The sequence below is a fragment of the Methylomicrobium lacus LW14 genome (genome assembly GCF_000527095.1).
Lineage (GTDB): Bacteria > Pseudomonadota > Gammaproteobacteria > Methylococcales > Methylomonadaceae > Methylomicrobium > Methylomicrobium lacus.
In genome coordinates this window covers 2,517,205-2,529,773 of record NZ_AZUN01000001.1, presented here as the reverse complement: position 1 = coordinate 2,529,773, position 12,569 = coordinate 2,517,205, and the positions used below count along the sequence as shown (strand labels likewise).

General features: G+C 58.2%; 7 protein-coding genes. 6 read left to right on the top strand and 1 reads right to left on the bottom strand.

Annotated elements, in window-relative coordinates:
- Complete coding sequence (locus METLA_RS0111455; RefSeq protein ID WP_024298688.1) at window positions 1-615, top strand: SPOR domain-containing protein; 615 nt, start codon at window positions 1-3, stop codon at window positions 613-615.
- Between the two features lie 373 nt (window positions 616-988).
- Window positions 989-2,881 (top strand): PAS domain-containing protein, encoded by a 1,893-nt coding sequence (locus tag METLA_RS0111445; protein WP_024298686.1) that lies wholly within the window; start codon window positions 989-991, stop codon window positions 2,879-2,881.
- Window positions 2,882-2,919: 38 nt separating this feature from the next.
- Here METLA_RS0111445 and METLA_RS0111440 read toward each other — a convergent pair whose 3' ends face one another.
- Complete coding sequence (locus tag METLA_RS0111440) at window positions 2,920-5,310, bottom strand: Lon protease family protein (RefSeq protein WP_024298685.1); 2,391 nt, start codon at window positions 5,308-5,310, stop codon at window positions 2,920-2,922.
- A 168-nt stretch (window positions 5,311-5,478) separates the two neighbouring features.
- On the opposite strand from METLA_RS0111440, the gene nifJ reads away from it, so the two are divergent.
- The 4 genes from nifJ to METLA_RS0111420 all read left to right on the top strand — a co-directional run bounded on the left by nifJ (window position 5,479) and on the right by METLA_RS0111420 (window position 12,537).
- Entirely contained in the window at window positions 5,479-9,102 is a 3,624-nt protein-coding gene (gene nifJ / locus METLA_RS0111435; RefSeq protein ID WP_024298684.1) for a pyruvate:ferredoxin (flavodoxin) oxidoreductase, read from the top strand.
- Entirely contained in the window at window positions 9,099-10,118 is a 1,020-nt protein-coding gene (locus tag METLA_RS0111430) for a dihydroorotate dehydrogenase-like protein (protein WP_029646612.1), read from the top strand. Before nifJ ends, METLA_RS0111430 begins: the two co-directional genes overlap by 4 nt.
- A gap of 89 nt (window positions 10,119-10,207) precedes the next feature.
- A complete protein-coding gene (locus tag METLA_RS0111425) occupies window positions 10,208-10,837 on the top strand; it encodes a DUF6781 family protein (protein ID WP_024298682.1) in 630 nt (209 codons plus the stop codon).
- Between the two features lie 17 nt (window positions 10,838-10,854).
- A complete protein-coding gene (locus METLA_RS0111420; RefSeq protein WP_024298681.1) occupies window positions 10,855-12,537 on the top strand; it encodes an ABC1 kinase family protein in 1,683 nt (560 codons plus the stop codon).
- The last annotated feature ends 32 nt before the right edge of the window (window positions 12,538-12,569 follow it).

Here is a 12,569-nt window from a genome sequence, read left to right as displayed (position 1 = left end):
ATGGCCAGAGATTACAAATACAGAGCCCAGGACCCGCGCGGCGGCCGCCGGCCGAAGCAGAAAGAAGGCATGTCGATGTGGCGGTGGATGCTGATTACCGCATTGATCATCGGCTTTGTAGTCTTTCTGTTCTATCTTAGCAGCAAGGGCGTGCAACAAACCGGCCCCCAGCCGGCCGGCAATCCGCCGGTTGCGGAAAAACCGGCGGATGGTTCGGCGGCAAAGCCGGGGGATAAAACTGAGCAAAAAATCGAGGCGGTGCCCAAGCCGCAAGGCCCGCAATTTGATTTTTATCAGTATTTGCCGAAAAAAGAAATCGTCGTGCCCGATCATGAGATCAACACGCGCACGCGCGAGGAAAGGGTCGGTAAGGCCAAGGCAAGCCACTATATTCTGCAGGCGGGTTCCTACCAGGATGGCGAGGAAGCCGATAGTCTGCGCGCCAAACTGGCCATGATGGGGATCGAGTCGCGCATCGAAAGAACCAAGGTGGGCAGCGTGGTCTGGCACCGCGTGACGCTGGGGCCTTATACGCGCATGGCCAGCGTCAGCGTGATCCGCTCCCGTTTGCGGCAGAACGGTATCGATGTGATCGTGACCGAGTCGGGGCAATGACGGCTCGGTAGCCTTCAGAATTCGCATTTAACGAATAAAGCAAGCGCCCAGAGAAATTGCCGGCGCTTGCCTCTCTCCAGTCGCTCCAGGGCGCGCAGGATTTTCGTCTTCAATTTTGTGAATCGCTTCACACTATCAGCACAATATTTGCAGTAGGCAAGGCCTGTGCCGGCGTGCCGGCCGGGCCCTGATGTTTTCAGTAATACATTGAAAACATAGGCTTTCATCCTTCTCTCAAGGCGGCATTGTATCGATAAAGCGGCCCTGCGCGTATGCGTCAATCCTGATGCCGATTTCGCCGATCTGTGTCCAGCTCAAGTAAAAAAGCTATTTTGCATTATCTTTAAGTCATCAAATGACAGGAGAAAACCCGATGCAAGACATTTTTCGCCGTATTGCCGGACGGCTGCCGGAACAGCCGATGAGGGTGCTGGGCGTGTTGGGTGGAGCGGTGACCCTGGCTTATTTCTTGATGGCCGCCGGGATTCGCGATCAGCATAACAATCCGGAGCGGCTCAAAATGAGCGCCGAGCAGGCGGAAGTTGTGCAGACGATCAACCTCGGCTTGATCCGGAAAAGCATCGCGGGCGATTTTGGCCGTGACGAAAAGATTCTCGTCGGCATCAACCAACTGGAGCGGGTTCATGGCGCATTGCTCGCGGGTCAGGATAAGCCTCTGGATACGTTGTTGCAGGAGTACACGGCGTCCGTTAGCAAACTGCTGAAGATGCCGACGCACACGCTGAATAGTAACGATCCCGAATTGCGCAGGCTGCTGGATTCGTTGTCGCCGCGCTTATTGCAGGAAATGCGCCGAGTCAGTGCTGGCTATCAACAGCACAGCGAAGCGATGCTCGGCAACGCGGCGAACAAGCAGCTCTGGATGTTTGCGGTTTCGCTCGGCTCCCTGGTGATAATAGGTGCCCTGTTGTTGCAGCCGTTATTGAAGCAGTTGCGGGACAGCGCATTGCGGGCGCGTCAGGAAAAGCTCCTGGCGGACAAGGTGATCGCGACGGTGCCGGCCTCTATTTTCGGTCTGGATACCGGCGGCAACGTGGTGCTGATGAATCGCCATGCCGAACAGCATTGCGGCTGGAACGCAGACGAAATCAAGGGCGGCGGTTTTTTTGAACGTCTGATCCCGGACGATCGGCGGCATGAATTGCAGGCTCTGTTTAACGGCATGATGTCCGGCGCGAATGCGGCGTCCGCTCGGATCGAGGCGCCGATGTTGAATGCTTTGGGTAAAAAAACGCCTATGGCCTGGAATATGACGGTGATCGAAGAACCCGCCTCCGGCAAACCGGGCATGTTTTTAATCGCCGGGGCCGAGGTGTCGTTGATCAAGGGAGAAGCGATCGATGCCAACTTGCTGCAATTCAATGCCCGGCAGCCGGAGGAGGTTCTCTTATCCGGTCACGATGCCTTGAGCCTGGGCATCGCAAACAGCGAAGCCGACAACATTATCCGCATTCCGGAATCCCTGTACCGCCGCAAGGGGCGTCCTATCACCCAGGTGGCGAAGGACAGCATTGCCTTTTTTACCGAAGACGGTTATTCCGGATTTTCGAGGCATTTCGATCAGGACCGTATTTGCCGAATCCTGCCCCGGCATAACGATTTTTGTAATAAGCTGGGCTGGAACCGGCTTTTGAACCAGCATAACGAGTCGCTCGATGACGATTTGTATGCGCTGATGCCCGGCAAGTCCGAATACCGCCATTTCGAATTGAAGCATACCGATGACGAGGCGGCCATTACCGAGTCGGTCTCTGCCTGGCTAGGGGATCATCATAACCTGCCGAACGATCTGCTGGACGCCGTATTGACCGTGCTGGACGAAATGATCGAAAACAGCTTGTATTCCGCGCCGCGCGACAGCAGCGGCATGCCTTATTATGGGAAAGGCGAGGCGAGGGAACTGGCGTCTTATGAGGAAATCGGCGTCGATGTCGCGCGGGGCGGCGATATTTTGGGGCTGATGATTACCGATTACTGGGGAACCTTGACCCCCGGCATTTTTTTCAAGAGCCTGGCGCAGGCGATGGAAGGCGGTATTGAAGTCAGGGAAAGCGGCGTCGGTTTGTACATGATCTGGCGGCTGTCCGATTATTTGCAGGTTCGTGTGCATCCGCAAAAGTGCACGCAAGTGACCGTGCTGTGGGATATCAGCAGCGGCTTCATCGACCGGAGCGTAGATGCCGGGCTCCAGTTTCTGTATCACAACGATTATGAAGCGCCTTATCAAATGCGGGCCACGATCTAAACAGCGAAAAAAGGCGGCGTTGGCCGCCCTTTTGTGATCTAGGCGCCTTCGACCTTTTCCTCATCCACATTCGCCATGTCCGAAATTTCCTTCAGCCTGGAAATGGCTTTGAAGTTGATGCTGTTCTCCGGATAGTTGCCGTCAGGATCGGCTGTGCCGGCCAGCTGGCCGGTCAGTAATTCGAGCGTTTGATCGACGTTCGACACCGCATAAATCGAAAACAATCCCTTCGCAACCGCATCGATCACGTCCTGCTTCAGCATCAGGTTGCGTTGGTTGGCGGCCGGAATGATCGCCGCATGATGGCCGTCCAGACCGCGCGCCTTGCAGAGTCTGAAATAACCCTCGATTTTTTCGTTCACGCCGCCGATCGCCTGTACCTCGCCGTATTGATTAATCGAGCCGGTCAGCGCGAACGACTGTTTGATCGGTGTGCGGGTCAGCGCTGAAATCAGGCAGCACAGTTCGGCCAGCGAGGCGCTGTCGCCGTCGATTTCACCGTAGGACTGCTCGATCGCGATGCTGGCCGAAATCGCGAGCGGAAACTGCTGCGCATACGTATGGCCGAGATAGCCGGTCAGGATCATCACGCCTTTCGAGTGGATCGCCAGGCCGAGTTCCGCTTCGCCTTCGATATCGACGATGCCGCGCGAGCCCGGATAAACGGTCGTGGTGATCCGCGCCGGCGCGCCGAAACTGCTGCCGCCGATTTCGAGCACGGTCAGGCCGTTGATCTTGCCGATCGCTTCGCCTTCGGTATCGATCAGGATCGTGCCGTCGAGCATTTCTTCGAGCATGATTTCGGCAATTCGCCCGTTGCGGTATTCGCGGGCGGCCAGCGCCTGTTCGATCTGCGGCCGGTCGATGCGGGCAAGATTCGACTTCGCGCTGAACAGATTTGCCTCGCCGATGATGTCGAGCGATTCGGTGAGGCGCGCGGAAAAATGATGCTGATTCTCGGTCAGACGGCAACTGTGTTCGATCAGCGCCTCGATCGCGGTCCGGGTCAACGGTTTCGCGCCGGAATCCTTCGCATGCCGGTTCATCAACTGTGCGAACTGCCGCATCGAGCCGGCGTCGCGCGCTATGTAGCTGTCGAAATCGGCCAGGATTCTGAACATTTCATTGAATTCGCTGTCCAGTTCTCCGAGCAGATAATAAATGTCGCGCGAGCCGACCAGGATCACCTTCACATTCAGCGGGATCACTTCCGGTTTCAGCGTAATCGTATTGATGCCGATTTCCGAGTAAGGCGATTCGATCTCGATCTTGCCGGCCTGCAAGGCGCGTTTCAGCCCTTCCCAGACGAACGGATAGGTCAGCATTTTCTCCGCATCGAGAACCAGATAGCCGCCGTTCGCCCGGTGCAACGAGCCCGCGCAGATGCGCCGGTAATTGGTGACCAGGGTGCCTTGTTCGCTGACATATTCGATGCGGCCGAACAGGTTTTGATAGGTCGGATGCGGTTCGTGGATCACCGGCGCGCCGTGTTCGAGCTTGTTGTCGACCAGGATGTTCGGCGCATACAGCTCGGTCAGCACCTGCCGCCGATTCGCAAACTCGCGGGGATCGATCGTCCGCCCCGGCATCAGATACTCGGGAATCGAGCTGCGCAGATTTTTGTCGATTTCGGCGAGATAAGTGATCACATCGTCGATATTCAGATATTTGTCGTTCAGTTCGGCGAACAACGGCTCTATCGCCTGGCTGATCGTATCGTTGTCGAGCTGCTTGATCTTTTCGACCAAAGCCCTTCGCCATTGCGGCAATTCGAGCAGCACATCGCTCAAATATTCCTCAAGCTCCTCGACCTGCTTGTGAAACAGGTCGCGTTCGGCCTGCGGCAATTGCGTGAACTGATCGTCGTCGAGCGTCTTGCCGTCCCGGATCGGAGCGAACGAAATCTGCTCGCTTTCCCGGAACAGCGCAATGCTCAGCGACAGCGCCTTCTGATCGACCAAGTCGATCGCATTGTTGTAATACTGATTGAACTGGCGCTCGATCGTGGTCTTTTTTTGCTGATAGGTCGGGCTTTCGAAGGCGGCCGGGAAGGTCGCGAGCAGATTGTCGATCAATTGCTCGATGTCCGCGCTGAATACCGCGCCGTATTCGGGCGGCAATTCGATCGCGACCGGTTCGCGCGGATTCTGGAAATTGTCCGCATAGGCATAGGACGAGGATGCTTCCTGCTGTTCGGCGATCGCGGTCAGATGCTGGCTGATCATCGACAGGCGGCCAAGCCCCGGCTCGCCCATCACATAAATGTTATAGCCGGGGCGGGTCATCGCGACGCCGAATTCGAGCGCGGATTGCGCGCGGGCTTGCCCGAGTATCGGCGCATGCGGCATCGACGATTCCTCAAGACCGACGCCGGTCAGATCGATATGCAGCTTCAGGGCTTCGGCAGGCAGTTTGGAGACAGTGGTCATTAAGCGTTCGGATGGAATCTAAGGAGAGAAATCGTCGATTCTACCATTTTTCGGCACAGGTTCGAAAAACCGCCGCAGTCACGCGGGTTGGCAGCGCGGCAGGATGGTTTTAGAGTACAATCCCAGAACGAGTCTGAAAGTCACAACCTTATTATTGAGGTAACGTGTATGCAAAAGAGCAAAACCACGATCGACGGCAACGAAGCGGCCGCCACGGTCGCTTATTTGACCAGTGAAGTGATCGCGATTTATCCGATCACGCCGGCGTCGCCGATGGGCGAGCTGGCCGATAAATGGGCCTCCGAGCGGCGCAGGAATCTCTGGGGCACGACGCCGAGCATCATCGAGATGCAGAGCGAGGGGGGCGCGGCCGGCGCGGTCCACGGCGCCTTGCAGAACGGCGCGTTGGCGACGACCTTTACCGCGTCCCAAGGCCTGCTGCTGATGATTCCGAACATGTACAAGATCGCGGGCGAGTTGACTCCGGCGGTGTTCCATGTCGCGGCAAGGTCGCTGGCGAGCCAGGCGCTGTCGATCTTCGGCGATCACAGCGACGTGATGGCGGCCAGGGCTACCGGTTTTGCGTTTCTGGCGTCCAATTCGGTGCAGGAGGCGCAGGATTTTGCGCTGATCGCGCAGGCCGCCACCCTGGTCGCGCGGATTCCGATCGTGCATTTTTTCGACGGCTTCCGAACTTCGCATGAAATCGCCAGCATCGAACCGATCGATCAGGATACGGTGCGGGCGCTGATCGACGATGGGTTGATCGCCGCGCACCGGCAGCGGGCACTGTCGCCGGAGCATCCGGTGCTGCGCGGCTCGACGCAGAATCCGGATATTTATTTCCAGGCGCGCGAAACGGTCAATCCTTACTATCAGGCGATGCCCGGCATCGTGCAGGACACGATGGACCGCTTCGCGGAGTTGACCGGCCGCCATTACCGCCTGTTCGATTACGTTGGTCCTGCCGATGCCGAAAAGGCGATCATCCTGATCGGCTCCGGCGCCGAGACGGTCGAGGAAACGGTCGAGCATCTGGCCGCGCGCGGCGAAAAAGTCGGCTTGCTGAAGGTGCGGTTGTTCCGGCCTTTCTCACCCCAGGACTTGCTCACGGCGTTGCCGAAGACGCTGCGCCGCATCGCGGTCCTGGACCGCACCAAGGAAGCCGGCGCGGACGGCGAACCCTTGTATAAGGATGTGTTGGCCGCGCTCGCGCAAGACGCGATGAGCGCCGAGCCACGGTTTGCCGCGTTGCCGAAGGTGATCGGCGGAAGGTATGGGCTGTCGTCGAAAGAATTCACGCCGGGTATGGTCAAGGCCGTTTTCGACGAACTGGACAAGCCGCAACCGAAAAATCAGTTTACGATCGGCATCGATGACGATGTCGGCCATACCAGCTTGCACTGGGATGCGGGCTTTCGCACCGATGCCTCGAAACAGGCGGTCAACGCGTTGTTTTACGGCCTCGGCAGCGACGGCACGGTCAGCGCGAACAAGAATTCGATCAAGATCATCGGCGACAAGACGCAGGACTATGCGCAGGGCTATTTCGTCTACGATTCGCGGAAATCCGGCGCGGTGACCGTTTCGCATCTGCGCTTCGGCAAACAAAAAATCCGTTCGACCTACTTGATCGGCAACGGCGAGGCCGGGTTTATCGCCTGCCATCAGCCGGTGTTCCTGGAGCGTTACCGGATGCTCGACAAGGCTGCGCAGGGTTCTGTGTTTCTGCTCAATTCGTCGCTGCCGGCCGATCAGGTCTGGTCGTCGCTGCCGCGCTCGATGCAGGCCGCGATAATCGAGAAGCAAATCGCGTTTTACACGATCGACGCCTATGCGATCGCAGAGGCCTCGGGTCTTGGACGCCTGATCAATACGGTCATGCAGGCCTGTTTCTTCGCATTGGTCGAGATCATTCCGAAGGATGAGGCGATCGCCGCGATCAAGGCGGCCGTGCAGAAAACCTATCAAAAAGCGGGTCAGCGCATACTCGATGCGAACCTGAACGCGATCGATGCGGCGCTGGCGAATCTGCATCGCGTCGTGGTGCCTGCCGAGGCCTCCAGCCAAAGCGAAATCCCGTCGCCGGTGCCGGCTGATGCGCCGGAGTTCATCAAAAATGTGACCGGCGAAATCATCGCCGGCCGGGGCGATGCGGTGCCGGTCAGCTTTTTAACGGCCGACGGTACCTTTCCGACCGCGACCTCGGTTTGGGACAAACGCAATCTGGCGCTCGAAATTCCGGTCTGGGAAAGCGACCTCTGCACGCAGTGCGGTAAATGCGTGTTCGTCTGCCCGCACAGCGTGATCCGCAGCAAGGTTTTTGCACCGGAACAGGTCAAAGACGCACCTCAGACGTTCAAATGGGTGCCGGTCAAGAGCAAAGCGTTCGAGAATCTGTTGATCAGCTATCAGGTCTCGCCGGAGGATTGCACCGGTTGCAGCCTGTGCGTGGACGTCTGTCCGATCCGCGATCCTTTGAAGCCGGAGCGCAAGGCGGTCAACATGGCCCCGCAGCCGCCGCTGCGCGAACAGGAAAGCGTCAACTGGCGGTTTTTCGAGAGCATCCGGGATTTCGAGCGCGGTGCGCTGCATCACAACAAGATTCCGGAGGCGATGCATCTGCGTCCTCTGTTCGAGTTTCCGAGCGCCTGCGCCGGTTGCGGCGAAACGCCTTACATCAGGCTTGCGACGCAATTGTTCGGCGATAGGATGGTGGTCGCGAACGCGACCGGCTGTTCGTCGATTTACGGAGGGAACCTCCCGACCACGCCGTGGAGCCGGAATAGCGAGGGCAGGGGGCCGGCCTGGGCGAATTCTCTGTTCGAGGACAATGCCGAATTCGGTCTCGGCATGCGGATCGCGATCGACAAGCAGAAGGAATATGCGGAGGAGTTGCTGGTAGGTTTCCGGGGCGAGATCGGCGCGGAGCTGACCGACGCGATCTTGAACGCCGATCAGAGCGGCGAGGCGGGGATTTACGAACAGCGCGCGCGGGTCGCAGTATTGAAGGAACGCTTGAAAGCTCTAAACAACGAGGCTTCGGCGCGTCTGCTCGGCGTCGCCGATACGCTGATTAAACGCAGCGTCTGGATCATCGGTGGCGACGGTTGGGGCTACGACATCGGCTACGGCGGCCTTGATCATGTGCTGGCGTCCGGGCGCGACGTGAACATCCTGCTGCTCGATACCGAGGTGTATTCGAATACCGGCGGCCAGATGTCGAAAGCGACGCCGCGCGGCGCGATCGCGAAGTTCGCGGCCGGCGGCAAATCGACTCCGAAGAAGGACCTGGCGCGGCTGGCGATCGATTATGAACAGGTCTATGTCGCGCAGGTCGCCTATGGCGCGAAAGACACGCAAACCCTGCGCGCGTTCCTGGAGGCCGAATCCTACCCTGGCACCTCGCTGATCATCGCCTACAGTCCCTGCATCGCGCACGGCGTCGATTTGTCGAACAATCTCCGCCAGCAGGACATGGCGGTGCGCAGCGGGCATTGGCCGCTGCTCCGCTACGATCCGCGCCGGGAGCGGGAAGGCAATAATCCGTTGCAGCTCGACAGCCAGAAACCGTCGCTGCCGTTCCGCGATTATGCGCTGACCGAGGCTCGCTTCAGCCTGCTCAGTCGGACCCATCCGGAAGATTCGGAACGATTCTTGCAGCAATCGCAGCAGGACGTGAACGCGCGCTACCGCCATTACCGCGAACTCGCGGATAAGGTTTTCACGAAGACGGAAGGTGCGCCAAGTAATGCGGCCGGCAAGCCCGCAAACCCAGGAGAAAAAGCATGAGCGGCATCGATTTAAGCACCGACTATCTGGGCCTGAAACTGACCAGCCCCCTGGTCGCCTCGGCTTCGCCCCTGTCGCGCAGTCTCGATTCGGCCTTGCGGCTCGAAGACGCCGGCGCCGGCGCGGTCGTGATGTATTCGCTGTTCGAGGAAGATCTGCGGCATCAGGAAGAAACGGCGGCTAGGTTTTTGATCAATCAGGGCATCGGTCATCCCGAGGCCGACAGTTTTCTGCCTGAAGGCAGCGGCTATCGGCATGGTCTGGATCAGTATCTGGAACAACTGGCGAGTCTCAAACGGTCGCTGAAAATCCCGGTGATCGCGAGCCTGAACGGCGTGTCGCTGGACGGCTGGGTTGCACACGGCAAAGCCTTGCAGGAGGCCGGCGCCGATGCGCTCGAATTGAATGTGTATTACCTCAGTGCCGATATCGACGAATCCGGCGCCGACATCGAGGCGCGTTATCTGGAACTGCTCGGCGAACTGCGGAGTCAGGTAACTATCCCGATCGCGATGAAACTGTCGCCGTATTTCACAGGACTTGCGCATTTCGTGAAGCGGCTCGAACAGGGCGGCGCCGACGGCGTCGTGTTGTTCAACCGATTCTATCAGCCCGATATCGATCTGGACAACTTGCAGGTGACTTCCGAGTTGCAATGGTCGCGTTCGGCCGACAGCCAATTGTCGTTGCGTTGGGTCGCGCTGTTGTATGGCAAGGTCAAGCTGTCGCTCGCGACGACCAGCGGTGTGCGCTCGGCCGAAGATGCGCTGAAGTTGATCCTGGCCGGCGCAGACGTGACGCAGCTCTGTTCGGTGCTGCTCGAACGCGGGCCGGCTTATCTCGGCACGATCAAACACGGCATGCTGGACTGGCTGGAACGCAGTGAGGTTGCCTCGCTGCATGAAGTGAAAGGGCAATTGAGCAAGCAGCGCTGCGCGAATCCTGGCGTTTTCGAGCGCTCCAATTATCTGAATCTGCTCGATAGCCATAGCCGGGCGCCGGGCGTCAGAGTTTAACGCCAATCTTCGCCGCGGAACCTTGCTGATACGGCCATTTCTAACAAGAGCCATGATTTTTCATTTTTCGATTAGCAGAGAGAAACGCCATGAACGATACGAAGCAGCAGATAGAAAAAGACGTCCGCGAGACGGTCGAGTCCGGTGTCGACATTTATGAGCGGGTCAGAAGCATTACGCTGACGGCCTTGACCGAGCGGACGCTGGATATCGACAACATCAAGGAAGTGACGGACGCGGTGCTGAAGGGCATGAGCGACGGCTTGAGCCATCAGTATGACCCGGCCAAACACGCCTTCAAACAATCGACCGAGGCCTTGGACGACGCCCTGACCAAAACCGCCGAAGCTTCCAAGCTGGCGATCGAGGAGGCGGCCTCGAATGTGGATGAATTTTCGAGCCACGACTTCAAGCGCGCGGCCGAAGACTTGAAAAGCCTGGAGGGCATGTTTCTCGATACGATAGAAACGGTCGGCCGGCACGGCAATGAGACCGCTTCGAAAATAGCCAAAGATTTTCTCGCCCATGCGCGGGCGAACGGCACGGAGGTCGGCAGGCAAAGCCGGCTCATTCTGGAAGGACTCGATAACCTCAGGATTTCCGGTCAACATGCGGTGGTGACCGGCGCGGTAGTTACGACATCGGCGCTGGCGAAAATAGCCGGCGGGTTTTTGGCGGGGATAGCCGAGAGCCTCCATCCTGAAAAGTCACGCAAATAGCGAGTAAAGCACACATCATGTTATGGGAACTGATCAATGCGGCCAAGGACTTAAGCCGGGCCCAGGATGTCGCGACGGTGTTGATCCGTTACGGTTTCGGTGGCATCGTGCACGCGCTCGGCGTCGGGCGCGCGCTGGAGCGTCTCGGGAGAACGCTGCACTGGCAGAGCGTCGAGGAGTTTTCGACCCTCGATACGCCGCAGCGGGTGCGGCGCGTCCTGGAAGATCTGGGGCCGACGTTCATCAAGATGGGGCAAATCCTTGCGACCCGGATGGATTTATTTCCACCGGCCTATATTGCGGAATTTGAAAAGCTGCTCGACGAAGCCCCTTCGATGCCGTTCGAGGACCTGATTCCGCAATTGCAGGAAGACATCGGCGGCGATATTGACGAAGTCTTTCTCGAAATCGACCGCGTACCGCTGGCCGCGGCATCCTTGGCGCAGGTGCATAAAGCGGTGCTGAAGGACGGTGCCGCGGTGATCCTGAAGATTCGCCGTCCCGGTATCCGTAAGATCATCGAGGCGGACTTGCGCCTGTTAAGCCGACTGGTCGATGTGATCGAGTCCGATGTGCCGGAGTTGCGCCGCTATCATCCACGCGAAGTCTTCCGGCAATTCTCGCAATCGTTAAGGGCGGAACTCGACTTTGCCGCGGAAGGCCGCAATGCCGAACGGGTGGCGGGCAATTTGACGGCAGACGCCGACATTCATATTCCGCGCGTGTATTGGGAATTTACCGGCGAGCGCCTGAATGTGCAGGAGTATATCCAGGGCATTCCGGGGCGGGACCTGGCCGCGCTGGTCAAGGCCGATTTGAACCATAAGCTGCTGGCCGAACGCGGCGCCAAGGCGATTTTGCAGATGATCATGGAAGACGGCTTCTTTCACGCCGATCCGCATCCGGGCAATGTGTTCTATCTGCCCGACAATCGGCTTGCCTTCATCGATTTCGGCATGATGGGACGGCTGACCGAGGAGCGCCGCGAGCAGGTGATCAGCCTGTTGTACGGCATGGTCAACCGGATGCCGATCAAGGTCGTCGAAATCCTCGAGGACTGGTCCGATGTGATACAGACCGACGAACAGGCGCTGGCTGTCGAGATCGACGCCTTTGTCGATCAATACAGCGCGCAGTCGTTGAAGGATTTAAATCTGCAACTGATGCTGGGCGACCTGTTGGCGATCCTCAGGGATCATGATTTGAGTCTGCCGCCCGATCTGGCGCTATTGATCAAGGCCTATGTCACGCTGGACGGTTTCGGCCGGCACCTCGATCCGGACTTCAATACGCTGGTTTTCGCGGCGCCTTATCTGCAGAAGTTGATGGCCGACCGCTACCGTCCGGACATGATCGCCAAACGCGGCTGGCGCAATCTGGTCGGCGTCGTCGATTTGATTTCCGCTTTCCCGAAAGAATTGCATCATCTGCTCAGAGCCTCCCGCAAAGGCGCGATTCAGGTCGATATCAACGTTAAAGGCATCGGCCGTTATGTCGATAAGATCGATATCGCGATCAGCCGGCTGACGATGGGAATCGTGACCGCCGCGCTGATCATCGGCACCTCGATCATCATGACCGTCAAGGAGGAAAACCAGATCTTCGGTTTGCCGGTTTTCGGCTTCTTCGGCTATGTCTTCGCCTCTTTGGGCGGCGTCTGGCTGCTGTTTTCGATCTGGCGCAGCAATAAGGGAAGTTAACATGACCCGCGTGTTATGGCGGCCTTACTTAC